This is a genomic window from Deltaproteobacteria bacterium, assembly GCA_029860075.1.
GTDB lineage: Bacteria > Desulfobacterota > JADFVX01 > JADFVX01 > JADFVX01 > JAOUBX01.
Genome location: JAOUBX010000013.1, coordinates 51881 through 76105 on the forward strand (window position 1 = coordinate 51881; position 24225 = coordinate 76105).

Sequence of the window (24225 nt, forward strand, 5' to 3'; positions counted from 1 at the left end):
ATCATGGCAGACTATCACATAAAATTCCATGTTCATAATATTCATCATATACCGTGCCAGGACACCCTTTATCTCTCGCCCAATCATGACAAGAGCCGCATACGGTGCTATTATTGCAATGGCAATCCATCTCCTTCCGCCACAAGGGGTCGCCCGTGGCGGCATCAGCCTCTCCCAAATAAAGGTTATGGGAATTGCCGCCATCGTTATGCGGGTTATGGCAGGAATGGCATTGAACTCTTCCTTCGCCGTCAAGCAAAACTTTTTTATTGTAATCCGACAAGGGAAGTATAAACTTACCCGGGTCTACCTGCTCTTTCAGATAGGCGGCGCTTGAATAATTCATGGAAACAGGGTGATTATAATGTCCGGTCGTCAAATCGGTCCCGATATAGCCGATAGAGCCCGGCTGCAGATAACCTGAGCTGACACTGCTCCCCACCACGGGAATGTCACCATCGACAGAAAAAACGGCACCTACTGCGACAGTGCCGTCATGACATCCAAGACACTTTCTCGAAATGCCGTTAGGCTGTATCTTCCCTACTGTCGTACTAATAACGACAAAAGTAGAAACAGTGGACATATGCCCCCAGAGAGGCGCCTGAGTCGATTCGGCATTGTGGGGCATGTGGCAGAAAATGCATACCCTGTTTCTCCGGAAGTCTGGAGATGAAGGGTCGGCAGATGCACTGCCCACATATGGCGACCAGGCAGAAAGATTATGCCTGGTGTTAACTATATCGGCATAGCCCCCGGAAGGAGCGGCCAACAACAAGAGGGCAACCATAACCCCCCACCTTGCTGCCGGCTGGGTGGCTGCAACAGCTATCAATCGATTAAATATCATTATTCATTACCTGTAAACTTAAAAACCTGAATTCTTTTATTATATATGTCCGCTATAAATATTCTGTCTTCCCTATCAATAAACATACCGGAAGGACCTCCAAAGCGGCCGAGGCCGTCGCCGCTCCCGCCGAATACAATCAACAAGGCGCCCTGTTGATCAAAGACCTGTACATAATCGGCAGCATAGTCCGCCACGTAAATATTTCCATGACTGTCAGCTGCAACACCCCGGGACAACTGAAGCGTTCCGGCCACCTGTCCTCCCTGACCAAATTTAAAAAGAAATTCCCCGTCCTTTGAAAAAAGCTGTATGCGAAAATTTAATTCATCATTTACATAAATTTTTTCATCTTTACCGATAAAAATATGAGTGGGATAGTTAAATTTCCCTGCCTCTGTGCCCCGTCCCCCGAATAAAGTAATGAAATCTCCATTGAGATTGAAAATCTTGATATTATGATCTGTTGTGTCTGAAACATATAACCGGTCCTTTGCCTCATTCACCGCAATACCGGTAGGTCTCTTCAGACCGCCCCCCTCCCCTATTTCTTTTTTTAATTCTCCCAATTTGCTAAAAATCCGTATTTTTCCACTTCTGGGATACGTTACATATATATTATCCTTTGCAACTGCTATGCCAACGGGATAATCCTTATCTTCACCGGCGTAGTTCCCCTCATCAGGAAAATAACGGAAAATAAATGATGCCTCTTCATCCATATCGATGGAGATGACTTCTCCCCTGTCCCTGTCAACTACATATAATATCCCTTTTTCATCGACAGTGACACTATAAGGCGCCAGAAAGCTCCGGACTTCAAGACTCTGGCCTGTAATTTTATCCCATGATTCTGAAAAAAATCCTTTATTTTTGGAAAATCCGCGAGTTTCGATACCCGAAACAGAAGCGACAAATTTTATTTTAGCCTTCAAGGGAGGACGGGGCCAGGCCAGGTCCACATCCCTCCCGTCAATGCGGGCGACCGTTATTTCTGCACATCCGGCAAAAAAAAAGAGGAATAAAGCAATGAGGACAAAAGCGATGCCGTTAATTTTCATGCCCAAACACCCTGCCCATAAGCGCTAAAACAATCTTCTTCAACAATATCAGGCCCTCTTCAATATTAGTTTAGACCATAAAAGAATGATGATAATTCACCGGAATGATCACTTTTAGTTCAATAAAAAAACTGTCTTTTCACGGAGTATAAAAATAAAATGCGTGAAAATCCTGCCTCTATCGAGCCGTTCATCTGTTGACAGCTTACTCATTAGCCGACCTGCCATGACAAGAAAGACATAAATTATCAAAGCTGTCTGCAAGTTTTCCCCTAGACAGAACAGGGTCAACGGTATGCACATTATGGCATGTAGTAGCGCAGGTGATGAGTCCTTTACCGTCAAGCGGAAGGTCGCTCACATTGCTTTTAGGCTTTATGCCTGTTAAATGGTGCGGCCACTTGCTTGCTTCATGACAATCATCGCATAATCTTACCAGGTCCGTTCGCATTGATCGTTTTGCCGACGCTTCCTTTTTTGATTGACCGGAAGATTTCAGAATATGCGCAGGAGCCCTGTGACAAACGGGGCAGTTATCACCTTTATGAGGATTAAAATCCCTCTTTACGCCAACTTCATTTAGAAAATCGGGGTTGGTAACATTGATGCCCCTGGAAACGGTGATACATCCTGCGACTAAAACCGGGAAAACAGGTAAAAACAAAAAAGCAATTCTCTTGTTATGGAACAGCATTTTAAACATAGAATTTATCTGTATTCAGAAGCTCCACCGGCTCCCTGCTCAATTATGATAGCATTTATCGGTGCAATTTATCAAAGATTTCTGCTTAACATAATTCATCAATTAAAATCTCTCTATTCCTCTCACCCGTGCATTTTCAGATCAATGTCAAAAATATGGTACGTCGCCCAGGGAATATAAACGAGTGACCAGTATCCTGCCAGAATCGTTACCATAGCGACAATGACAAGCCGGGCCATTTTTTCCCTCGTCCAGCCGTAAAAAAGCCTTAAGTGAATAATAAGACCGTAAAAAAGCCATGAAATGAGCCAGAGAATGGTTACCGGGTCCCAGACAAACCACTTGCCGTAGAGAATGGATGAATAGTAGGAACCGAGCGCAAACATGGTTGTATGAAAAATAAAACCAAGGGTCATATATTTGAAAATGAGTTCATCCAGCATCTCCGGTGAAGGGAGGTTCCCGGCAAGCAAGGCCCGGTCTTTAGCCAGATAAAAGAGAGACAAAACAAAAGCGATACAGTACGCGCCATAGGCAAGCCAGGAAAAGAGCGCATGAAGATCGACCCAGATGCTCTGTTCCGAAATAGTAAGGGGTATATGGGCGGTATTAAAAGTCAGACCATAGACAATGTGTAGTAAAGCCAGGAAAAGCATACAAGGGATAAGCAGTTCACTCTTTCTGTAGCTGTTAACAGCAAGGAAGGTGGCTGCCGCCATAAACCACGATGCGGCAAGGGTCGCCTCATAGGTGCCGAATACAGGGGGATGGCCCGCCTGATACCAGCGGATTGCAGCCGATGCAAGCTGCGCCGCAATAGCCAGTGGAAGTATCACATAGAGAATGAGCGTTCTTTTAAGATTAAGGAAGAAGGCTGTAATTGAAAAAAGATAGAGGAACGCAGCGGCAGCCAGGAAAACTATTTCAAATTCAGACATAGAAGATCTCTCTTACCTAAAAACTTTATTGCCGCTTTCTATCACCGGGCCATTAAAGAATCGTCGTATGAATTCCCTGTATAAAGCCGATTCCCCCAAAAGTGATAAAAACGAATATGATGGAAACAATGGCAAGCCAGGCCATTCTTTTTCCCTTCCATCCCAGGGTCACCCCGAGATGGATATAGATGGCATAAACAAGCCAGGTGATTAGCGACCATGTTTCTATGGGGTCCCATCCCCAGTAGCGTCCCCAGAGACCATAGGCCCATATGGCCCCGGCGCCAACCCCTACGGAGAGGGCGATAAAACCGAAGATGGCTGTCTTAACAAGCAAGTAATCCAAAATATTGAGATCGGGGAAGCGTTCATAAAAAGGGATTTCCTTTCCAGCGGCTAAAGCCCTGCTCTTCAGCAAATAGACCATACCAAGTGCCGCCATGATACAGAAAGTTCCATAGGCTATCCAGGCAAAAAGCACATGAAGTATGAGCCAGTTGCTCCTGAAAGGAGGTGAAAGGGGCTCCAGGTAGGGTTTTGACATGATGCCGTTGCCTATCATGAGCAAGATAATGGGAACAATGGCAATGCCCAGTATTTCCAGCTTTTTACTCCGCCAACGAATAGTAAAGTAGATCAGGAGAATAAACCAGGCGCCGAGCGTCGCATTTTCATAGGAACGCATGACCGGCGCATGCCCTGTCTCGACCCATCTTATGATCATGCTGATGTTGTGGGGCAAATAACCTATGAGGGCCAACCGCCAGCCCCATATAACAGGCTTCTCCTTCTTGAAGACAAATCCCCAGAGAAAGGCGATAAAGCTTGAGAAATAGATATAAAGGGCTATCCAGATAAATATGGCTTCTATGTTTGTCATGTCAACTCACCCTTGAGCGTATTTTTTGCTCCCTTCAAAAATCCCCCTAAGCCCCCTTTGGGAAAGGGGCTTTATGATGCTCTCCCCTTTGTCATTGCAACTTTACTACATTTTCCCTTAAATGTAACGGGATAATAGTCCGACCGGGTATAGATGAAGACCTTGCCTTCACCCTGCACCAGCGCCACTTCATTCCTGCAAAAAATCATCCGCCAGACAAGCCCCGTGATCATCATAAAAAATGACGCAATAATCCACCGCAAGCCCGGGTCCCTGACGATGCTGAATGCACCATTATAACTGATTTTTGGAAAAGAGAGTTTATAATCATCAAAAAACAGGGGCTGTCCCCCCTTGACTACTCCTGAATAGAGGAGCCGCTTGTTTTTTACCACCTTCACCTGGCTGGCCGGGTTATTAAGGTTCATAGACCGGTTGACGAGCATGCCTTCCGACAAAACGGCATCGGGATAAATGGAAAGCGATATTTTATAGGGAAAGCCCGGTATCTGAAACGAATCGAAGGACCCCGGTCCGAAGTTGGCAAGATTGACGGCCCCCTGGTCCGCCAATCTGCCGTTTTTGTCGCTCAAAATATAGCTTGCCGTATAATTTAGCTCCTCTATGGTAATACGGTAACCATCAATGCTTCCTGCCTTGCTAAGCCACACGGGGAATGTCTTTTCACCGGATGTAATGTCTGCCCTGAGATCGGTAAACAGGAGATGGCTTCCCCAGAAATCCGTTTTTATATCTTTTACCAGAAAAGGTGTTTTCATAAAATCCGCGCCGGGCGCCGCATGGAGTTGTGCATATTCACCATATGTGCCGGTAAACTTTTGCCCCTCAACGAGATACACCTTTCCTTCAAAACGGTACTGAAGGCTGACGTAAATGCCTGTAAGAATGAGTATAAAAGCAATATGAAACATGACATTGCCAAGTGGTGAAAATCTGCCGCCATAAGCGTAAAGCAAAAAGGGATTTTCAGCCCCTGGAGACAGTTCACCATGACGCTTCCCTTCACTAACGGTGTATAATCTTTTTTTCAGATAGGATGCAAACGCTTTGGCATTTACTGAATCCTCCGCCAGTTCCGATTTGTCTCTGAACCTTTTCAGGTCCTCAGGCGAAGCCGGGGGGGCAGGTTTTTTACAACGCCGCAAAACAGCGGGGATCCATTTAATTTCACAAATGACAAGATTAATAACAAAGAGAAGATAGAGCACTTTATAAGGCAGAAGTTTGCTCAGGTTAGCAAGCCACCAGTCAGGAACGACAAGACTGAAAGCATAAAGCAGAAGGTAATAAACAATTGCCATAACAAAGATAAAAACAGAAAGCTTACGGGAACCGAGAAAATCCCAGCTTTTTTTGATGAACTTCATGGGGCCGCCCTGCCTTCCTTTTCAGCCCGGGCCACAGACTCCATGTCTGTCACAAGCAGCCCTTTTTCACCTTTTTCAATAATATAGGCAACAGCCATCTCCTTTCGCCCCGTCTCTCCCCCTTCAGAGGTTTCAAGGACCGTCACCTTGCCTGACAAGGGAGAAAACGCCTCAACGCGAAGAATAACCAGGGACCTTACTTCACTTTTTACGGTAATATTATTCGTCAGATTATAAACCAGTTCATCATGGATGGATCGCTGCACCTCGGGGCTGGCCGGGAGTTGCCAGGCCATGCCCGGATTGGATGCGGCATGAGCGCCGGAGAGCTGTTCATTAAAGTCTTTGAGAAATCCATAAAGTTTCTCTTCAGTAAAGCTATTTTCCGCGTCAACCGCTGAAACCTTCGTCTCGTCTTTAAAAAGAGGCAAAATAAGCTTTTCATACTCGTCAATATAGGCAAAAAGGAAAAACAAAACAAGTGAACCCATAACCATATAGAGTGTTTTTTTCATTAAAAAATATTTTCCTCTTTTTTTCAGACACAGATTTTGGGATGCCCTTTTCGCTGCAAGGAGAGATCCTTGTCTCGAAATGACAGACAATTAAAACCTTTTGCCCGGGGCTTGCCGAAGCGAATCAAATCATAGCCAAATCGCCGTCCGGATATTTTCAGTCTTTCCTCATTGATAAATTATGCTTTTCCTGCCTCCCCTTTGACGTTCCGCTTCATAGTCAGAAACCTCATAGAGAGCCCGCCCACAACAAGAAAAAAAGCGACAATAAAGACAGGAATACCCTGATCTCTCTTTACGAGAAAATGGGCCCAGTATTTCAGTTCGGGAAAGCTAATATGATAGCCCATAATATTGGCCGAGCTTCCCATTTTAATGTGCTGGAATTTTGATTCCTTGCCCCATCGTTTGACTTTGACGGCAACAACAGGATTATTGGGAAGCCGGGACTTGCTGCGGGGACCTTTATCCGTCATTTCAAAGTCAGGATGAAACCTGACGTAGATCATCGTATTCTTTCCCGGCACTTCAAAGGAATCTTCCTTTCCCTTGACAACGACAAGGTTAATAAAAGCATCGACGAGTACCTCCCCTTTGTCACCCTTTACGACAAAAGCAGGAGCAAAGCCATATTTATGAAGCGTATATTGAAGGCCGTCAATTTTGAGGGGATGATTGACCTTGATAACGGTCTCAAAAGGAATGTCCCCCCTGTCGATGGTAACGCTCGCCTCATGGTCGATGGCAAATTCCCCCTGGTAAATGTTTGCATACCTTGTCATGGTAATGCTTCCTTCGGGCAGTTCAATACCGCTTTCAGGTTCCCGTAATATCCTGAGATAACCTTCCCGTCCAAGGGGAAAGCTATAACCTTCCGTAAGAAGCACCTCCCCCTCGAAGAGGGTAATTTTCGTGATCATGGCGGCAACAATAATGGTAAGGAGCCCGGCATGAAATATCATTGAGCCCCAGAAACCAGGGTCTTTTTTCTTGCGCCTTATCAACCTTTCAATGGTACAGATGAGGGTGCTGAGAAATATAAAGGCAGGCAGAACGTAAAACCAGGGGGAAGATATAATTCCCGTACCGCCAAAGGTTTTTGAAAAGTTGTAGGAAAAGGAACGCTCTTTCTGGTAAAAGAGCCGCATCTCTTCATCCATCATGTTAATATCGGGCAATTGAGATGACAATACAAGAAGCGCCGTCATGAGAACAAGCAGCGTAATCGCTACCTTTCTTGACAGAAAAAAGGAGACAATTCTTTTAGTTAATGGCGCTATCGGCATGAGGGTAATTTAGCATATCCTGGAGGATAAGAAAAGGCAGAGTCAATCTGTGAGTCACAGCCGCAGCCGGGCATACGAAAAGATGGCGCCAATCATTGCATAAAAAAATAAAAAAAGGCACAATCCCTCATCTGTTTTTTATCTGCTTTATTTCAACGCATATGACCTTGCTTTACCCACCCCCTTTGTGTACTATGACCTCAATTCCCTTCAACTACAGGCAGTGATTATGAAAACAAAGCAAATTTTACTTGTTGACGACTCCCATTTTTTCATGCAGGCCATGAAGGAATTTCTCACAAGGTCCGGCCTTGAAGTTCTCACTGCCGCCAGCGGGCGGGAGACACTTAAACTTCTCAATAATCATACTCCCCATGTTATTCTCATGGACTTTCATTTAAGTGACATAAGCGGTGATGCCTGTTGCAGGCAGATAAAGACAAACAAGGCTACCGGCAGAATTCCCCTCATCATGCTTACGACGGCGGGAAACAGTGAAAGTATTGAAATGAGCAGAAGCGCCGGCTGTGATGACTGCCTTGAAAAGCCCCTCGATAAAATGGCGCTTCTTACCAAGGTAAAGCGATACATGGAAGTGCCCACGAGGGAGCACAGGCGCGTGCCTATCTGTGTTCCTGTCAACTATAGCTGCGGCAAGGGGGAATGTGACGGCATAATCTTCTGCATCAGTGAAGGTGGCATGTTTATCAAGGGGGAAGCCATTCTCGAAAGGGGAACGAGTATCAAGATCCGTTTTGCCATTCCCGAGATTACCTCTCAACTGGAAGTTGCAGGCGTTGTGGCCTGGAATACGGATGAGAGACTGCACCAGCCCACACGGATTGCCCCCGGATTCGGCGTCAGGTTTACTGCCCTTGATGATAATGCAATTGAAGCCATAAAGCGATATGTGGGGCTGGGCGATTACCTTCTCTAGTTCAGGATAAAGCATTTACATAGTTTAGGTTTAGCGCCATGACCTAAAGCGCCACGCTTCTTCCGACGCTCGACAGCACATCACGGCATATCTGAAAAATGCCATAATCTCTCGCCTTTAAAGGAAGACAAGAGCCGCCTCATAACGACACCTGTCGACTCTCCTCTGGAATATACTGAAATGGTGAAGGTTCCCGAAGGCATCCGCTGCGCAGCTTCTGTCGCGCCATTCAGTCAAATTCTGAAAGGCTGCGCCTATACAGAAGCTTCACCTATAAGAATGTCCCGGCCATTGCTGAAAATACCCGTGGTAAAGACCGCTTCCGCTACAGGAGTGAGTTCTTGAATCTTGTCAGACTGGCGGATAATGCAGCGGCAATGGGTAAAAAATAACAATATTAATCTTTTTTTCTGTCATTAAAATAAAAAAGGCCCCCCTTTATAATGAAGGGGGGCCTTTTTTCTGTAAATGGGCTTACTGAAGAGCGCTGACAGCCCTTCTTAAAATATCTGCCCCATCAGTGGAAATATGCTTGTCAGCCTGCGCATCGATATGATTTAAAAGGGCATTTGTCCGGCCCTTTTGTGCTTGCTGCTTGAGACTGGTTGCCATTCCTTTGTTGTCAATTTCACCTATGGCATAAAGAATATCGATAAGCTCTGAAAGTGAATCAGAAGTTACTGTTATACTAAAGGTGATATTTTGTGTAATCGAGTTGCCTGCCACATCATTAGCTGTTAAGGAAAAAGTATGGCTCCCGGGCGCTAAACTGTACAGCGTCACTGCCTGACCCTGGTTAAGGGCAACGCCGTCAAGGCTTGCGGAAGAAGATAGAAGTCCGGAACCTGTATCGGAAACCATGTAATCAATAATTATTGTTTGAGAGATGGGATAATCGCTTGCTGTTGGACTAATAATTGTAAGAGCAGGGGGTATTTTATCAATATTTCCCGATACAGTATTGATGGTCCCTACATTTCCCGCATTATCAACGGCCCTGTAAGAAACAGTGAAGGCACCTTCCGAAGACAGGGTTAAAGCTGCCCTCGTTCCTGATACAACTTGCTCAACACCGCTGTTCACCCGATAGCGTATCTCTTTAACGCCGGAACCTGAATCTGCTGCAAAAATGCTAACGTTAACATCCGAAAGGTACCAGCCGGCATTTCCAGGAACACCGTTTATGAGAGCGGAGCTTGACGGGGCAATTGTGTCTTCTACGGTAATAAGAACGGTATCCCTATCCAGACTATTGCCATCTGATACCGTAAGAGTCACTTCAGTCACTCCGGCAGGAAGCGTGACCGTTGGACTGATTCCGGTAGCGGAACCTCCGGGCCATGTCCACTCATAGGTCAGATTGTCTCCCCATGAAGCAGATCCGTCAAGAAGAACGTCGGCGCCGGCTGGTGAGGTTTGCTCCACAATCTGGACGGACCCGGCGTCTGCCGTAATTTGCGGGATGCAGGCAATACCTGTATTCATCAAAATTGACAAAGTCTGGGATAATAAATTAATAACGGCGATATCCACATTCCCGTCATTGTTAAGGTCCCCCACAGACATGCCATGAATATAAATACCGCCTGTATAATACCTGTCGGCTGATAAAAAAGTCCCATCGCCGTTACCAAAGAGCACGTCAATTTTTGTAGCAGGAAAGGAGGAGGTTACAATAATGTCTCGATTACCATCACAATTCATGTCTGCTGTAGTCACCTCGTGGTGACCACCATAGATAGAAATCACTTTACGGCTTGGTTGAAAAGTGCCGTCACCATTTCCCGGAAGCAAAGAAAGCGCGTTGCCGTAAGAATTTGACGCTACTGCAATATCAATTTTTCCATCACCGTTAAAATCATCCCCGGCAGCGGCAACGCTTACAGCGCTCCCAATTGATGGGAATCTATCATAAAGATCTAATACCTGGAAGGAATAGTCGCCCTTTCCCAGCAAAATATATGGGCCATGGCCGAAATCGTTATGATTAGCGACAAAAATATCAAAATTGCCGTCACCATTGAAATCGCCGGCAGCCAAATTATTCAATCTTCGCGGTGTAATGTCAATCTGACTGTTAACGGTGAAAGTCCCATCTCCATTACCTGATAATAAACGCACTCCTGACCCGTTTCCAATCGCCAGATCTGTCTCGCCGTCATTATTAAAGTCTTCAGAAATGATAGAATGTTGCATATGGTCGCCGCTATTCATTTCTTGATGGGTAATAAATGTTCCGTCACCATTTCCAAGCAGAATAGTCAAAGCATCGGAATAAATATAGGAAATAACCGCTATATCCAGGACGCCGTCATTGCTAAAATCTTTCACAACCATGTGCCACGGACCGTAGGGAACTGTGAAGTCGGTCGTCCCTCCAAAGGTACCGTCACCCTTTCCAAGACGTACGGATACTATTCCCGAGCGCTTAAGCAGCGCCAAATCATTATTTCCATCACCATTAAAATCACCCATTTCCACATCCCGTGAATAATCGTCCAGATTGTATAAAACAGGTGGCGCAAAAATGTCGCCTGCCAGTGATGTGCTGCTAAGTAATGTCAGGATAATCACAAGCAGAAAAGGAAAAACCGGAAAAAAAACTTTTTTCTTTAAATATTTCAAATAATGTAATTTCATATCCACCCTCCTCTTATATAAAAGTTTTTAAGATAATACTTCCCCTGACCTTATCCTCAAGCGGTGACAGCCTGTTCTATGTCTTACTCTATCGGAATAATAATATTAATACTCGGCTTTTTTTGCTTTTTTTCAGACTTTCTTTCGGCTTTTTTTGCTTTTTTACATATTTTTCTGGAACAAACATTTTTATCACCCCACTTTCAATGTAAAGACGCCCGTTGCAGAATCTTCGAAAAAAGGTTATCTTATTGCAAAAAACCTGATAAAAGGACCTGAAGAATGCGGCAATATCTTGATCTCATGCAACACGTCATAGATAAGGGTGTTTTCAAGGAAGACAGAACCGGCACAGGAACAAGGAGTGTATTTGGCTACCAGATGCGATTTGACCTTGAAGAGGGTTTTCCGCTGGTAACGACGAAGAAAGTCCATCTTCGCTCCATCATTCATGAACTGCTCTGGTTTTTAAAAGGCCATACCAACATAAAGTACCTCAAGGATAACGGCGTATCTATCTGGGATGAATGGGCTGATGAAAAGGGTAACCTCGGTCCTGTTTACGGCTCCCAGTGGCGTTCCTGGCCTGCGCCCGACGGACGCAGGATCGATCAGATCAGCGAGATTATCGAGCAGATCAAAACTGACCCCGACTCGCGGCGCATTATTGTAAGCGCCTGGAATGTGGGAGAAATTGAAAATATGGCCCTTCCGCCATGCCATGCTTTTTTCCAGTTTTATGTGGCAGCGGGCAAGCTTTCATGCCAGCTCTATCAGCGGAGCGCCGATATCTTTCTCGGGGTGCCCTTCAATATTGCCTCTTACGCGCTGCTGACCATGATGACAGCACAGGTGACAGGTTTGAAAGCCGGTGAATTCATTCATACCTTCGGCGATGCCCACCTTTATTCCAACCATTTGGAACAGGGTAAACTTCAGCTTTCGCGCCTCCCCCATCCTTTGCCGACAATGAAGATCAACCCTCATGTGAAGGATATCTTCGGCTTTAAATATGAGGATTTCCAACTGGTAAACTACCGTTGCCATCCCCACATCAAAGCGCCGGTGGCCGTCTGATGATTATCTCTCTCATTGCCGCAATGTCTGAAAACAGGGTTATCGGAATAGATAACCGTCTTCCCTGGAGACTTCCTGCCGATATGAAGTGGTTTAAGGAAAAGACCATGGGCAAACCCATCATCATGGGCAGGAAAACCTTTGAATCTTTCGGGGCAAAACCCTTGCCGGGACGGCAGAATGTTGTTATTACCGGTAATCCTGCCTATCGTGCGGAAGGCGCCGTCGTTGTCCATTCCGTTGACGAGGCTCTGAACGCGGCTGAACCAAAAGATGAAATCATGATTATCGGAGGCGCCTCTTTTTACGGGCAGATGCTGTCCAGGGCCAATCGTTTTTACCTTACCATCATTCATGAGAATTTTGAGGGAGACGCAAACTTTCCTCCCTTTGACAGGGATAAATGGACTCAGGTATTTTGTGAAGACCACGAGGCCGATGAGAAAAACCCCTATCCTTACAGTTTTTTTATTCTCGAGCGATAAGAGATTATTTAATCAATCTGTTTAAGGCGCTAAAAAGTAGGCAGTAGACAAAGGAGGCAAAAAAGGATTATTTTATATAGAGGCCTTAAATAGTTTTCATCCGGAAAGGGTGCTTTTTCGCAATCTCTGCGTCAATCTTCGGTTTTGCTTGTGCGATGTACAGTAGTACATCTCCGCGCAAACCCTTGATTTCCTTGACCTTGCAAAAAATCCCTCCTTTCCGAATTGAAAACATAGTTTCATTTATTATAGTTTCCGGATGAAAACTAAATAACGGAGAAGAGGTATAATAATGCTCAAGATCATCGTCCTGCTTATTATTGTTGTACCCATCATCATCTATTACAAGGGTAAAAAAGGGAGAGAATTATTCAGGGAATCGGTGAACCTCGAGAGTGAAGAAAAGTTTGAAGCCGCCTGTTATAAATATGCTGAATCGGCAAGAGAAGGAACAAAAAAGAAAATATGTCTTAAAAAAATTGGGGAATTAAGTGAAAAGTACGGCCCATTCAATTTTGTAAAAGTAGAAAAAAATAACAGAGATAAATTCGATTGCGACAGCTGTTCCTTCGCCTACCACTCGGAAGTCATTTATTTTATAAAAAAGACGCTTGCCCGGGAAAAGGATGAGGCCTGAAAAAATTCAACATATTAACGCCTGGTTAGTCTAATAATGAAAAAATATTTAATTATTGCTCTTCTTATATTTTTAGTCGGCGCTTGCAGTAAAAAACCGGACCCGTCACCAGTAACTTATCATAAAAAAGGTAATCTTTACGAAAATAATTATTTCGGATTCACCGTTGAAAAACCGGAAGGATGGTACGCTCGTGATGTTAAAGAAAGTCTATTTTTACAGCAGCATAAAAAAGCGCCATCAGGTAAAACAGATGAAAGAGAAATGAAAGCAGCAGTTCAGGAAGCGATCGAAAAAACCCTTCCTCTCTTCAGCTTTTTCGAATTCCGTCACGGTTCTCAATTAAAAGTAAATCCAAGTGTGCTCTCTGTAGCGCAAAATATGAAAAACTTTCCGGAGGCCAAAACAGCCTGCGACTATTTGAAACATGTGATAGCTGTTCTGGAGAGAGGACAAATAGCTTATACTTTTGACCAAAATTGCGAAACATCGACTTTTAACGGCAGAGAATATGATACGGTTAATGCCTATGCAAAGGTGGGTAAGGATATCGTGTACCAGAGGTATTACGCAACGATATCGGGTAAGCACGCTATTTCAATTATAGTCAATTATTTCAATGATGAAACAAAAATGATAGTAGAAAAATTCATGTCATCAATAAAGTTCAAAAGCTGAACCATCCACTGCAGCGCAGGCAGCGGGGTATTCCCTGTCAAGGTTTAAAAAGCGCCGCCCTCCTCTTTGCCCGGAAGATAGCAGGAGGGGCAAATGAAGCGAAATATGCCGGCAATCTTTTTTGCTTTTTCAAGGTTTTCCTCACCTTCCCGACTCATCTCATTGAGTTTGCCGTCGAATAAGAGGGAGAAGTGTTTCTTTGCCGCCTCTCTCCTCTCTTCTTCCGAAGTAAACTGCGTCCTTATTCTGCCCAGTTCTCCATCGTCGAGCCAGTATCCTCCACATGAGGGACATTCATCAACTTCAACCTCTTTTTTGACACTGGCAAAATGCTTTATCATCGGTTGATTATCACACCTGGGACAGGATCTTTTCTTTGACAAATCAACTTGAATGGCTGCACTTTTTTCGGTATTCAGAAGTTCCTCTCCGGCAGCTTCATGACTTTCATCAACTTTTTTAAGTTCAAAATTATCGAACCAGATACCGCCACACCCCCCGGAACAGACATCTACCGTAATATTTTGAACCTTTTTTTCTTCCAGTTCACTACTGCAGGACGGGCATTTCATGGCAACTCCTTCAATTAAAGGTTTAAAAAAAGGTACTATATTTTTTATAATTTGACAAGCTTCTCATGAGATGGCAAAGAATTGAATCAATTAGTATCATAAAATATCATATTAACAGAGGTATTAGCATCGGATAGTATTGAGTTATTAAAAAAGTTTGTTAGAGTTATAAGGACAACTTTAAAGCGGAGAATATGATGGATAAATACGATATTGTAATTATAGGCGGTGGTGTGGGGGGCCTTGTAACGGCAAGCGGCGCCTCACAACTGGGTGCAAAAGTTGCACTTGTTGACAAGTCCGACCTGGGCGGCGATTGCCTTCACCACGGCTGCGTGCCCACAAAACGCCTCGTACATTCCGCAAAGATCGCCTCTTTAAGCAGGCGCTTTGAAGAGTTTGGTCTCGAAGGAGAAGCGCCAAAGGTCAATTTTTCAAAAGTAATGGAAAATATGAGGCGCATCCAGAGTGAAATAGCCGTCCATGATGATCCCGAGCGATTCCGTAAAATGGGCGTGCATGTCTTTTTTGGAAGCGGACACTTTGTTGACAGTTCCACTTTTGAAGTTAACGGCAGGAAACTCCAGGGAAGACGCTTTTTAATAGCAACGGGATCAAGTCCCGTTGTTCTGCCTATTCCCGGCCTTAAAGCAGTTAATCCGCTCACTAATATAACGGCCCTGCAAATGAACAAGCTGCCAAAGTCTATAGCCATTCTTGGCGCCGGCCCTATTGGAATGGAGTTTGCTCACGTCTTTCTTCGCCTTGGAGCTTCGGTTACGGTTATTGAAAAAATGGGACAAATTCTCCCAAGGGAAGATGAGGAACTTTCCCATAGGCTTGAGAAAATCCTGGTAGAAGAAGGACTTGAGATCGTTACCTGTACGGAAGTCAATAAGGTAAGCCTTGAAGGAGATAAAAAGGTTATCAACGCCAGCTGCCCCACAGGAGACAAGACCTTTAAGGTTGATGAAATCATGATTGCCATAGGCCGCTCTCCAAACGTAAATGGGCTCAATCTTGAAGCGGCAGGCGTCTATTATGACGAGAGGCGGGGAATCAAGGTTGATAACAGGATGAGGACAAATGTTAAGCATATTTTTGCCTGTGGAGATGTGGCGGGACCTTACGCCTTTACTCACATTGCTGAATACCAGGCTGGACTTGTTATTACTAACGCCCTCTTTCCATTTGTTAAGAGAAAAGCTGATTACAGGGTGGTTCCCTGGGTAACCTATACGGATCCGGAACTTGGCAGGGTCGGTCTTACGGAAGATGAAGCTAAAGAGCAACTTGGCAGTAAGAACATTTCCATTTACAGGTTCAGCTTCAGTGATGTTGACAGGTCAGTCATTGAAGGTGAAGCCCAGGGCCTTATTAAACTTATTGTGGACAAGAAAAAGCGTCTTGTCGGCGCTCACCTTCTGGGGCCTCACACCGGTGAACTCCTTCACGAATATGTGCTGGCAATGAAGGCTAATCTTCCTATTACCACAATTTCTCAAACCATTCATGTTTATCCCACCACGTCGCAGGCTGTTAAACGGGCCTGTGATCAGTACTACAGGGAAAAGCTTTTCAGCGGATCATTTCCAAAAATCGCCAGGACAATAATTAGCCTGGCAAGAAAGTTTAATTTGTAAAGAAGAGTTATTTTTTGCTCTTTTATCATTTTAAGCGCTCCATTAATTTTGAAATGTTTTCATTAAAAGCTGCATTTTTTTCCTTTTTTTTATGGGAAAATACTTTTTTTCTTCCTTTCATAGATACATTTATCCTCTTTCATCTTGTGCATTTCCTTTTATATAAAGCTAAGTTATGGAAAACATTGCTGAATTTGCTATTTTAGGTGCAGATTTTGCATAAATATAGTGTTAGCTGAAAAAACATCTCTGTCTCAGAGCAAACTTGTGGAAACGCAGGGTCGCAGAGTTTCGGGACTAAAGAAGCAAAACTTCTACGTCAGCCGGGCCGCCAGAGTATTAATAACTCGGGCGGTTTTTTTATTGTCGCCCGGAAAAAAGCCGGGAGGGAACAATGGAAAATCAGGAAAAGGACAGATATGAACTGGTTATGGATATGATTCGCTTCAAGCAATATAACATTGCTATCGAAAGCCTGGAAGAGATTGTAGACCGGGAGGGGCGGCCCGCTGAAGCGCTTTCCATGCTTGGTGTGGCCCTGGCAAGATCAGGCAAAGATATGAAAAAGGCCATAGAACTTTGCAGGGAAGCCATAAATAAGAATAAACATAACGCTTCTTTTTATTTTAATCTTGCCGACATATACAGGAGAGTAAGTCAAAAGGGGAAGGCAATTCAAACGATAAAGGCCGGCCTGAGAGCCCTCCCCGGAAATAAAAGGTTGATAAGCATACTAAACAGGTTCGGTGTTCGCAAAGCGCCCGTATTTTCCTTTCTTGAACGGTCTCATCCAATCAATAAGATTGCAGGCAAGTTCCGTACAGGGCCAAAATAACAGATCAACTTGAGGTTCATGTCTAAAAAAACGGATAGAGATTAAGGAATCAACACCAGGCAGCAAAGTGGCGGCACATCGGCGGGAAATATTATTTTTTGTATCACGGCGAGTTGCGGGGAATGGCGCTTGTCACAAATAATGAGCGCCATAAATTCTTTTCACGATGAAGACAATAATGTTTTTTGATATTATTTAAAGTACAGATGAATTTGATGGCCTTTACCCTTAATCCATAGCTGAACCATTAACCAATTGCCTTCTCCGGGATTACACCTTCTGTGAAAGAATCAAAATAAAAAAGGGCTGCCCTATGGCAGCCCTTTTTTACATCAAATTAACGGGTAATCATTTTACCGCTTCTTTAAGCGCCTTGCCGGCCTTAAACTTTACCCCTTTGCTGGCAGGAATATTAATCGCTGCCCCTGTTTGAGGATTTCTGCCTGTTCTGGCAGACCGTTGTGATACTGAGAAAGTACCAAAACCAACCAATGTCAGTCCATCACCTTTAGCCAGCGCACCTGAAATCCCTTCCAGCATCGCCTTAAGCGCTGCCGTTCCTTCCTTTTTTGATATCCCCGCTTCACCCGCTATTTTTTCTACAAGCTCATCTCTGGTCATCTCGTGCCTCCTTTATAAATTATCATACTATGAATATTTAGTATATTTAGCACCTGTTTGTCAAATTTATTGTACATATTTTAGAAATTTTTTAGCAGAATGCTTTAAGAAAGGCAATAATCATGGAAATTTGCGGGATTTAAAGAAACAAGCAGGGAAATAAATTCTTATTTTCTGCGGAATTGACTTGGAGTCAAACCTTCCATATTCTTGAATGACCGTTCAAAATGAGTTAAATCATTGTAACCGACAGCATAACAGATTTCACTAACTGAAAAGGGAGCGTTTTTAAGCAATCTTTTTGCTTCCCTGATTCTTGCCATGCAAAGATACCTGGCATAGGTAACGCCTGTTATTTCCTTAAATTGCCTTGAAAAATGAGACTTGCTCATGCCTGCGACCTTGGATAAGATGCCCAGGTTGAGGTCTTTACTGTAGTTCTCCTCAATAAAAAGAAGCGTTTTCTTTACTAAAGCATGCCTCCTGTCAATAGTCTCTCTTCTGTCAGGGGCATTTTTTCTATGCGCATCTTTTCTCCTGTCATCCCCTTTTCTTCTATCGCCACAACGCTCCTGATACTCATCATAGCAGTGCAATTCCTGCATTGTTCTGAAACGCTGGTTTCTCAGGGAAAGGGAAATGACATTTTCTATACACTTCACGAGTTCTTTAAAATCAACAGGCTCTGAAAAGTAATCTTTAGCGCCGAGCCTGAAAGCATTGAGGCATAGATTTTCCGAACCCTTCAAGGCCGTAAAAATGACAGGAATATAAGGCTTTGCGCGCTTAATATTGCCGAGAACCTGAAGGCCATCGTTCTTTTGAAAACATTCACTTATAAGAGCAACCACATTTGATGCAAAAGTATAATTGAGAATATCCGCTGCGCATGAAGGCATGTACACCTGGTACTCATGCCTTAATACGCAATGAAGCATATTCCTTCTTTTTACGTCATCACAAGCCAGGATAAGATTAAACTTTCCTCCAGTCATTTAAGTCTCCACCTTACTTATTGCTTTAAATAGCAATTCATAGATGTAGCACAATTCAGGCCAAATTACACGACAAATATTGCTAAATACGCGACATATATTGCTAAAGCTGTCAAATTATTAGATTCGCAGTATATATGTTTGCAGCATTGCCTCTTTACAGGCTCTCGTAATTAATATTTCTTTTGTTTAACTAATTTTTATACCTTGAATTGATTTTAAAAAGGGTAACTTTCCTGCAAAAATTTTATCTAAATAAGTAAAAGCAGTTATTTGGAGAAGTAAAATGAAGGAGATATGGATTCAGACAATTGCTGTAGCAGGATATTCCATTACTGCAGCCATTGCCTTTATAGGGAAAATATTAACGGTGAAAAGGCCGGCAGGAAATTTCTATAAGGACAGAAGGAAGGCAAAAAAATGAAGTCAATATGGAGAATGTTCTTAACCAGGAAGGAACCTATCCTGCCTGAAGCCGGTCGCTTCGCCCACCTCCCTGACATAGTGCTTATAACTCATTATCCTTTTCTACCACTTCATGAAGATTGCTATAAATGTCAGGAAGGCTGTAGATAACGCGGTTCCAGGAAGGAATGAGTGTTGATTCGGTGGGGCCGCGGCTCTGCTCCCAGGCAGTCCAGAGGAATCCCCTGAAATGGCGCACTGAGATCTCTTCTTCATGCCGGTCAAAAACAAGATTGTTTATTTCCGCATCATCACTATAGAACTTGATATATCTCAGGGCATTTTCAAAATAGGTATGAAGCACCATATCGACAAAAGCATCATCAAGTGGGATACCGTGAGACCGCATATAGTTAAGGTAAAACTTGGCAATATCCACGACCATGCGGTGGAGTCCACTGTCGGCATCTTCAGGAGACAAGGCCTGGTGTTTATGTTCATAATTGGGCGCAAGGTCTACCTGTGCAATTTTCCTGTTGAGGGCCCGGTGGTATACTTCCGATAGTGTTGCCACTTCAATACCCCAGTCATAGGCAATATTGACTCCTCTTGCCAGCTTTGCGCTAAAAGTGAATTCACCTGCCAGGGGATATTTGAAAGTTCGGTGATATCGAAAAAAGCGCTCAAGTTCACTGTGGCCCCGATCATTCATAATTTTTATCATGGAGTCCACAAAAGGGGTAATAAAAAGCCTGGTCACTCTCCCCTTCATTGCCCTCTCCGTCGGAGAAATACGGGCGTAGAAACCCTTGCAAAACTCAAAATCATTGTGCGGATTGGCTACCGGCTCAATAAGGCGTGCCAGGAAGGTCCTGTCGTAGGTGACAATATCGCAGTCATGGAGAGTGACCACGTCCGAATCGCCTCTGGCAAAAAGATAGCCCAGTGTAATCCAGACCGACTGCCCCTTTCCCTGGACGCCTGTCGGTATATCGCGCTCCTTGATCTGATTAAAAATCTCCTGTACCCGTGGCCCGTCAACCCAGACGATTTTCACGTCACGGCGCTCATTTTTGAGCTTTTTAAAGTATTTTTGGGCATCTTTGAACTCTTCTTCATTTGCCCCGCCAAGAGCAATGACGATATTCCGGAGATATTTAACTTTATTAATTTCTCCGACTATTCTGTCAAGCACATCGGCATTTTTCAACTCTGAATAAAGGCAGGGCAGGAGGAGGCTGATTTTAACCTGTCCGGCATGACGCTCCAGCTTTGACTCGAGTTTTCTTAGGTATTCCTTTTCATCCCATGTCCTGTAAAGGTCATGAAATGTAGTGATAGAACCTTCCTGATAAAAATTCGACATCTTTTCTCCTCCCCTTATCCCTTGACTTGATTCAACTGAAGCACAGAGTATATCATGTACAGCATCGGCTTTCAGTAAAGATCTTCTTTTTCTTCTTCTGATAGGGCCCCGTATAATTCGGGCCTTCGGTTGCCATATATATTTTCTTTTTTACGCCACTTCTCCACTTCGGCAAGATCGATATTCGCTTCCAGCAGGCCCTCCTCTTTTCCAAGGGCGCCAATAATCATTCCCTTGGGATCAATAACGGCGCTATGTCCGCTAAAACCCTCACCGCAGCGGTTAGCAAAGAGGACATAAACCTGGTTGAAATGGGCCATAGCCCTCAACCGGATCCTCATATATTCAATGTCAAAATGTACGGGAATTGCCGCTATAACAACAATCGTCGTGGCGCCTTTCAGGGCAAGCACGCGAGCCGCTTCGGGAAAGGCGGCATCGAAGCAGATCAATATTCCCGTGGGTCCGAGGGAAGTGTTGAAAATTTTAAGCTCCCTTCCCGGTTTGAATTTCTCCGACCAGTGAACGTGTGTTTTAGCGTAATAATCCATCTTGTCCCGTCCTACATAAACGGCCAGGTTATAAACAGATCCCCTTATTTCATCCATTTCACCGAAAATAACCTCCGCTCCCATCCGGTGGGCATAATCATGCATGGCCTCCAATGTATGTTCAGGCCTCAGATTAATGGCCTCTTCCATCTCCTCTTTTGTAGAAGAACTTAATCTGTGGCCCTGCAGTACAAGTTCGGGAAAGATAATGAGGTCGGCCCTGGCATTTTCACGAATGGCCTTACTTATCTTTTTCCTGTTCTCTTCAATTCTCCCGTCTTCGATGCCAAGCTGGGGAATAATGATTTTTTTTCTCAAATCTTTAACCTCCTGCCACCCCTGTAGAAATGACACTTATTTTTTAAAACATGGAGAACCACTCTGTCTCCTTCCGAAACGGACAGGAGAGGATCACAGCGCATGACAACTTTTGTGCCGGCTTCTGCAAGGTGAAGGAGCAGTTCAGGGCCGAGATTTTCAACAAGCTCTACCCTCATCCCGGCAAGTGGCTTTGTTGAAGCTGACGCTTCCCATAAAAGGTCCTCGGGCCTGACACCGAGACTGGCCGGCCCCGGGGAAAGTTTGTCATTAATGGCGATGCAAAATATATCTGACCTGAACATTCCGCCCTCCCTTATTTCACCTTCAAAAAAGTTCATTTCCGGGCTTCCTATAAAAGAGGCCACAAATCGATTTTCCGGACGGTTATACACTTCCGACGGTGTTCCTGTTTGCTGGATCTTCCCCTTATCGAGTATAACCACTTTTTCGCCCAGTGTCATGGCCTCCGTCTGATCATGAGTTACGTAAATCATGGTTGCCCCAAGGCGCTTGTGAAGGGCTGCCAGTTCTACCCGCATTTTAACCCTCAACCTCGCATCGAGATTGGAAAGGGGCTCATCGAAGAGAAAAAGCTTTGGCCGCCTGACAATAGTCCTTCCGATGGCTACCCGCTGCCGCTGCCCGCCCGAAAGTTCACGGGGATAGCGGGAGAGAAGCTCCCCGATGGAAAGCAGTTCAGCCGCCTCACTGACGCGCTCATTCACTTCATCTTTCGGTGTTCTTGTCACCTTCAGAGGAAAAGCCAGGTTTTCCTTTACCGTCATATGCGGGTAAAGGGCATAGCTCTGGAAAACCATGGCTACGTCCCGTTCCCCCGGAGGAAGCAAGGTCACATTCCGGCTTTCAATGAAAACATCCCCATGGGTGGCATTTTCGATACCGGCAATGATCCTGAGCAGTGTCGACTTGCCGCAGCCTGAAGGTCCCAGTAATATGCAGAACTCTCCCTCATCGACGGAAAAGTCGATGTCCGACAGGGCAGTCGTATTGCCGAATTGCTTGGTGAGGCCATTTATGTTTAATTTAGTTTTATTCTCTTCCATTCTTTAAACGTAGAGACGTCCCGGCGGGACGTCTTTTATAGACGTGAATTCAGACGCCCCGGCGGGGCGTCTCTACAGTTTGGGTGATACCTGTCTAACTCCCACTTTTGGGCATTATTTTCTATATATTCCCTAATCTCTTGCAGGGACTTTTCATTGCGAATAATATGGTCATGAAACCTTGGCTGCCAGGCAAAATCTGCATTCAGAAGTCTGCACCTCTTTGTAGAAATCGATTTAAACTGACCAATAATTGCACCCAATGTTCCCGCTTTCAAACCACTCGTAGAGACGCCCCGGTGGGGCGTCTTTTTATTTTGCAAGCCTGAGACGTCCCACCGGGACGTCTCTACATTATTGTTAATTATGATTATCCCATGAAAATGATTCGGCATGACAATCCATTGATCTAAACTTACATTTTCCCTGATCCGTTCCGTACGATTCCATTCTTCAGCTATGATCACTCCTGTTTCTGAAAGGGTAATAGCTCCGTTATTTATGTCTCCAAAGTAACATTTCATACCTTTAGTACAAATGGTAACAAAGTAATATCCACTGCCACTATAATCCCATCCCTTGAGCCTGGCTGATTCAACACGATATTTATCTTTATACAGTTTACTCATAAAATACTTTTTGACGACACACCCTGTCGTCTCTACGAATACGTTTCTTGCTTTACTCCCGTAGAGACGTCCCGGTGGGACGTCTATCTTTTGGCTTATATCAAAGACGTCCCACCGGGACGTCTCTACAATTTACTCTTCACTACCCTACCCCTTGACACTCCCGGCCGTCAAGCCCTGGATAATTCTTCTCTGGAAGATAAGCACCATAAAGATTAAAGGAATGGTTGAAACAACGGAGGCAGCAGCAATCTCCCCCCAGGGCATGGTAAATTCACCGGGAAAGAGGGCAATGCCGACGGGAAGTGTCTGCATGGAGGGATCCGTCATAATTAGCAGGGCAAAGAAAAATTCATTCCATGTATAGATAAAGACAAGAATAGATGCCGTGAAAAAACCCGGCGCCGACAGGGGAAGCACTACCCGGAAGATAGCCCCTATCCTGGAACTGCCGTCAATGAGGGCGGCATGCTCCAGCTCCCAGGGAAAATCACGGAAAAAAGTGGCCATAATCCACACGGCAAGCGGCAGGGTAAGGGCCACGTAGGGCAGAATCAATCCCTGATAGCTGTTAAGCCAGCCAAAGTCCCTTAAAATTCGCCACACGGGGCCTGCAATGGAAATCTGGGGAAACATGGAAACGGCCAGAAAGAGACCGAGAATCACGCCCTTTCCCCTGATTTTAGTCCTTGAAAGAGCATATCCCGCAAAGGTGGCAAGCACCATGCATATGAGCGTTGTCGACAGGGCAACAATGAGACTGTTTTTAAGGTAGAGTTGTAAATTGTAACTCTTGAATGCAGATTGATAAAAATCGAGGGAGAAGGAGGGAATCAATGCAGGTGGAATGGCCGTTACTTCAATAGGTGTTTTGAGGGAAGTCAGGAGAAACCAGAGGAAGGGGAGGAGACTGAGAAGGACCGTGATAGCAACTATCAACATAAAACCGGTCTTTGCCATCAGATTGGACCAGCTCATATTGAAATCCCCCTAAATCCCCCTTTTTTAAAGGGGGACTTCATATGTTCAACCCAAAGATAGGTAACACTTTAACCTATGGACATGGGTAACACTTTTTGGGTGCTTTTTTAGGTTCTACTTTACCAAGTTTCATATTTATAATTCCAATTGGATGTTTACCAAAGCAA

At 44.5% G+C, this 24225-nt stretch carries 25 protein-coding genes and 1 riboswitch; of the genes, 8 read left to right on the plus strand and 17 right to left on the minus strand.

From position 1 onward, the window contains the following. Nucleotide 1: 1 nt before the first annotated feature. From OEV42_06160 to OEV42_06195, 8 genes are all read right to left on the minus strand, one after another. Nucleotides 2-850 carry a hypothetical protein gene (locus OEV42_06160; protein MDH3973845.1) on the minus strand — a complete coding sequence of 283 codons (849 nt, stop codon included), beginning with the start codon at nucleotides 848-850 and terminating at the stop codon, nucleotides 2-4. Next, entirely contained in the window at nucleotides 850-1911 is a 1062-nt protein-coding gene (locus OEV42_06165) for a 6-bladed beta-propeller (protein ID MDH3973846.1), read from the minus strand. Before OEV42_06165 ends, OEV42_06160 begins: the two co-directional genes overlap by 1 nt. Before the next feature lie 205 nt (nucleotides 1912-2116). Next, complete coding sequence (locus OEV42_06170) at nucleotides 2117-2614, minus strand: hypothetical protein (GenBank protein MDH3973847.1); 498 nt, start codon at nucleotides 2612-2614, stop codon at nucleotides 2117-2119. A 122-nt stretch (nucleotides 2615-2736) separates the two neighbouring features. Further along, nucleotides 2737-3552, minus strand: a complete 816-nt coding sequence (locus OEV42_06175; GenBank protein MDH3973848.1) for a cytochrome c biogenesis protein — start codon at nucleotides 3550-3552, stop codon at nucleotides 2737-2739. Between the two features lie 52 nt (nucleotides 3553-3604). Continuing rightward, nucleotides 3605-4432, minus strand: a complete 828-nt coding sequence (ccsA, locus tag OEV42_06180) for a cytochrome c biogenesis protein CcsA (GenBank protein ID MDH3973849.1) — start codon at nucleotides 4430-4432, stop codon at nucleotides 3605-3607. A 71-nt stretch (nucleotides 4433-4503) separates the two neighbouring features. After that, nucleotides 4504-5820, minus strand: a complete 1317-nt coding sequence (locus OEV42_06185; GenBank protein MDH3973850.1) for a cytochrome c biogenesis protein ResB — start codon at nucleotides 5818-5820, stop codon at nucleotides 4504-4506. Next, on the minus strand, nucleotides 5817-6335 hold the full coding sequence (locus OEV42_06190; GenBank protein MDH3973851.1) for a hypothetical protein: 519 nt from the start codon (nucleotides 6333-6335) through the stop codon (nucleotides 5817-5819). The genes OEV42_06185 and OEV42_06190 overlap by 4 nt, the downstream gene beginning before the upstream one ends. Before the next feature lie 179 nt (nucleotides 6336-6514). Further along, nucleotides 6515-7621 carry a cytochrome c biogenesis protein ResB gene (locus OEV42_06195; protein ID MDH3973852.1) on the minus strand — a complete coding sequence of 369 codons (1107 nt, stop codon included), beginning with the start codon at nucleotides 7619-7621 and terminating at the stop codon, nucleotides 6515-6517. A gap of 229 nt (nucleotides 7622-7850) precedes the next feature. Between OEV42_06195 and OEV42_06200 the strand changes: the two genes are divergently transcribed. After that, the gene (locus tag OEV42_06200) at nucleotides 7851-8558 is read left to right on the plus strand and encodes a response regulator (GenBank protein ID MDH3973853.1); all 708 of its coding nucleotides are present in this window, start codon (nucleotides 7851-7853) and stop codon (nucleotides 8556-8558) included. A gap of 474 nt (nucleotides 8559-9032) precedes the next feature. Here the strand turns inward: OEV42_06200 and OEV42_06205 are convergent, their stop codons facing one another. After that, nucleotides 9033-11198 carry an FG-GAP-like repeat-containing protein gene (locus tag OEV42_06205; GenBank protein MDH3973854.1) on the minus strand — a complete coding sequence of 722 codons (2166 nt, stop codon included), beginning with the start codon at nucleotides 11196-11198 and terminating at the stop codon, nucleotides 9033-9035. Between the two features lie 282 nt (nucleotides 11199-11480). Between OEV42_06205 and OEV42_06210 the strand changes: the two genes are divergently transcribed. From OEV42_06210 to OEV42_06225, 4 genes are all read left to right on the plus strand, one after another. Next, the gene (locus tag OEV42_06210) at nucleotides 11481-12275 is read left to right on the plus strand and encodes a thymidylate synthase (GenBank protein ID MDH3973855.1); all 795 of its coding nucleotides are present in this window, start codon (nucleotides 11481-11483) and stop codon (nucleotides 12273-12275) included. Continuing rightward, the gene (folA, locus tag OEV42_06215) at nucleotides 12275-12760 is read left to right on the plus strand and encodes a type 3 dihydrofolate reductase (protein MDH3973856.1); all 486 of its coding nucleotides are present in this window, start codon (nucleotides 12275-12277) and stop codon (nucleotides 12758-12760) included. The genes OEV42_06210 and folA overlap by 1 nt, the downstream gene beginning before the upstream one ends. A 292-nt stretch (nucleotides 12761-13052) precedes the next feature. Continuing rightward, a complete protein-coding gene (locus OEV42_06220) occupies nucleotides 13053-13397 on the plus strand; it encodes a hypothetical protein (protein ID MDH3973857.1) in 345 nt (114 codons plus the stop codon). Nucleotides 13398-13433: 36 nt separating this feature from the next. Then, complete coding sequence (locus OEV42_06225; GenBank protein MDH3973858.1) at nucleotides 13434-14075, plus strand: hypothetical protein; 642 nt, start codon at nucleotides 13434-13436, stop codon at nucleotides 14073-14075. 44 nt (nucleotides 14076-14119) lie between these two features. On the opposite strand, the gene OEV42_06230 is transcribed toward OEV42_06225, so the two are convergent. Beyond that, the gene (locus OEV42_06230; protein MDH3973859.1) at nucleotides 14120-14647 is read right to left on the minus strand and encodes a zf-TFIIB domain-containing protein; all 528 of its coding nucleotides are present in this window, start codon (nucleotides 14645-14647) and stop codon (nucleotides 14120-14122) included. Between the two features lie 194 nt (nucleotides 14648-14841). Here OEV42_06230 and OEV42_06235 point away from each other — a divergent pair, with 194 nt between their 5' ends. Beyond that, complete coding sequence (locus OEV42_06235) at nucleotides 14842-16290, plus strand: mercuric reductase (GenBank protein ID MDH3973860.1); 1449 nt, start codon at nucleotides 14842-14844, stop codon at nucleotides 16288-16290. A gap of 248 nt (nucleotides 16291-16538) precedes the next feature. Next, nucleotides 16539-16626, plus strand: a riboswitch (cyclic di-GMP riboswitch). 58 nt (nucleotides 16627-16684) lie between these two features. Then, on the plus strand, nucleotides 16685-17125 hold the full coding sequence (locus OEV42_06240) for a tetratricopeptide repeat protein (protein ID MDH3973861.1): 441 nt from the start codon (nucleotides 16685-16687) through the stop codon (nucleotides 17123-17125). Between the two features lie 348 nt (nucleotides 17126-17473). Here the strand turns inward: OEV42_06240 and OEV42_06245 are convergent, their stop codons facing one another. Beyond that, nucleotides 17474-17746 (minus strand): HU family DNA-binding protein, encoded by a 273-nt coding sequence (locus OEV42_06245; GenBank protein ID MDH3973862.1) that lies wholly within the window; start codon nucleotides 17744-17746, stop codon nucleotides 17474-17476. A gap of 167 nt (nucleotides 17747-17913) precedes the next feature. Then, the gene (locus OEV42_06250; protein ID MDH3973863.1) at nucleotides 17914-18741 is read right to left on the minus strand and encodes a helix-turn-helix domain-containing protein; all 828 of its coding nucleotides are present in this window, start codon (nucleotides 18739-18741) and stop codon (nucleotides 17914-17916) included. 286 nt (nucleotides 18742-19027) lie between these two features. Between OEV42_06250 and OEV42_06255 the strand changes: the two genes are divergently transcribed. After that, nucleotides 19028-19165 (plus strand): hypothetical protein, encoded by a 138-nt coding sequence (locus OEV42_06255; protein ID MDH3973864.1) that lies wholly within the window; start codon nucleotides 19028-19030, stop codon nucleotides 19163-19165. An 84-nt stretch (nucleotides 19166-19249) separates the two neighbouring features. Here the strand turns inward: OEV42_06255 and OEV42_06260 are convergent, their stop codons facing one another. The 5 genes from OEV42_06260 to OEV42_06280 all read right to left on the minus strand — a co-directional run bounded on the left by OEV42_06260 (nucleotide 19250) and on the right by OEV42_06280 (nucleotide 24055). Then, nucleotides 19250-20512 (minus strand): glycosyl transferase, encoded by a 1263-nt coding sequence (locus OEV42_06260; GenBank protein ID MDH3973865.1) that lies wholly within the window; start codon nucleotides 20510-20512, stop codon nucleotides 19250-19252. Nucleotides 20513-20583: 71 nt separating this feature from the next. Then, complete coding sequence (locus tag OEV42_06265) at nucleotides 20584-21381, minus strand: carbon-nitrogen hydrolase family protein (GenBank protein MDH3973866.1); 798 nt, start codon at nucleotides 21379-21381, stop codon at nucleotides 20584-20586. Next, nucleotides 21378-22448 carry an ABC transporter ATP-binding protein gene (locus OEV42_06270; GenBank protein MDH3973867.1) on the minus strand — a complete coding sequence of 357 codons (1071 nt, stop codon included), beginning with the start codon at nucleotides 22446-22448 and terminating at the stop codon, nucleotides 21378-21380. Before OEV42_06270 ends, OEV42_06265 begins: the two co-directional genes overlap by 4 nt. 35 nt (nucleotides 22449-22483) lie before the next feature. Next, nucleotides 22484-23077 (minus strand): hypothetical protein, encoded by a 594-nt coding sequence (locus OEV42_06275; protein MDH3973868.1) that lies wholly within the window; start codon nucleotides 23075-23077, stop codon nucleotides 22484-22486. A gap of 147 nt (nucleotides 23078-23224) precedes the next feature. Beyond that, complete coding sequence (locus OEV42_06280) at nucleotides 23225-24055, minus strand: carbohydrate ABC transporter permease (protein ID MDH3973869.1); 831 nt, start codon at nucleotides 24053-24055, stop codon at nucleotides 23225-23227. Nucleotides 24056-24225 lie beyond the last annotated feature (170 nt).

Coding starts and splice junctions, on each gene's coding strand:
- OEV42_06225 (MDH3973858.1), top strand. CDS start 13,434: ATGAAAAAATATTTAATTATTGCTCTTCTTATATTTTTAGTCGGCGCT.
- OEV42_06280 (MDH3973869.1), bottom strand. CDS start 24,055: ATGAGCTGGTCCAATCTGATGGCAAAGACCGGTTTTATGTTGATAGTT.
- OEV42_06240 (MDH3973861.1), top strand. CDS start 16,685: ATGGAAAATCAGGAAAAGGACAGATATGAACTGGTTATGGATATGATT.
- OEV42_06235 (MDH3973860.1), top strand. CDS start 14,842: ATGATGGATAAATACGATATTGTAATTATAGGCGGTGGTGTGGGGGGC.
- ccsA (MDH3973849.1), bottom strand. CDS start 4,432: ATGACAAACATAGAAGCCATATTTATCTGGATAGCCCTTTATATCTAT.
- folA (MDH3973856.1), top strand. CDS start 12,275: ATGATTATCTCTCTCATTGCCGCAATGTCTGAAAACAGGGTTATCGGA.
- OEV42_06220 (MDH3973857.1), top strand. CDS start 13,053: ATGCTCAAGATCATCGTCCTGCTTATTATTGTTGTACCCATCATCATC.
- OEV42_06195 (MDH3973852.1), bottom strand. CDS start 7,621: ATGCCGATAGCGCCATTAACTAAAAGAATTGTCTCCTTTTTTCTGTCA.
- OEV42_06210 (MDH3973855.1), top strand. CDS start 11,481: ATGCGGCAATATCTTGATCTCATGCAACACGTCATAGATAAGGGTGTT.
- OEV42_06260 (MDH3973865.1), bottom strand. CDS start 20,512: ATGTCGAATTTTTATCAGGAAGGTTCTATCACTACATTTCATGACCTT.
- OEV42_06270 (MDH3973867.1), bottom strand. CDS start 22,448: ATGGAAGAGAATAAAACTAAATTAAACATAAATGGCCTCACCAAGCAA.
- OEV42_06190 (MDH3973851.1), bottom strand. CDS start 6,335: ATGAAAAAAACACTCTATATGGTTATGGGTTCACTTGTTTTGTTTTTC.
- OEV42_06175 (MDH3973848.1), bottom strand. CDS start 3,552: ATGTCTGAATTTGAAATAGTTTTCCTGGCTGCCGCTGCGTTCCTCTAT.
- OEV42_06275 (MDH3973868.1), bottom strand. CDS start 23,077: ATGAGTAAACTGTATAAAGATAAATATCGTGTTGAATCAGCCAGGCTC.
- OEV42_06160 (MDH3973845.1), bottom strand. CDS start 850: ATGATATTTAATCGATTGATAGCTGTTGCAGCCACCCAGCCGGCAGCA.
- OEV42_06170 (MDH3973847.1), bottom strand. CDS start 2,614: ATGTTTAAAATGCTGTTCCATAACAAGAGAATTGCTTTTTTGTTTTTA.
- OEV42_06250 (MDH3973863.1), bottom strand. CDS start 18,741: ATGACTGGAGGAAAGTTTAATCTTATCCTGGCTTGTGATGACGTAAAA.
- OEV42_06165 (MDH3973846.1), bottom strand. CDS start 1,911: ATGAAAATTAACGGCATCGCTTTTGTCCTCATTGCTTTATTCCTCTTT.
- OEV42_06200 (MDH3973853.1), top strand. CDS start 7,851: ATGAAAACAAAGCAAATTTTACTTGTTGACGACTCCCATTTTTTCATG.
- OEV42_06255 (MDH3973864.1), top strand. CDS start 19,028: ATGAAGGAGATATGGATTCAGACAATTGCTGTAGCAGGATATTCCATT.
- OEV42_06230 (MDH3973859.1), bottom strand. CDS start 14,647: ATGAAATGCCCGTCCTGCAGTAGTGAACTGGAAGAAAAAAAGGTTCAA.
- OEV42_06185 (MDH3973850.1), bottom strand. CDS start 5,820: ATGAAGTTCATCAAAAAAAGCTGGGATTTTCTCGGTTCCCGTAAGCTT.
- OEV42_06205 (MDH3973854.1), bottom strand. CDS start 11,198: ATGAAATTACATTATTTGAAATATTTAAAGAAAAAAGTTTTTTTTCCG.
- OEV42_06245 (MDH3973862.1), bottom strand. CDS start 17,746: ATGACCAGAGATGAGCTTGTAGAAAAAATAGCGGGTGAAGCGGGGATA.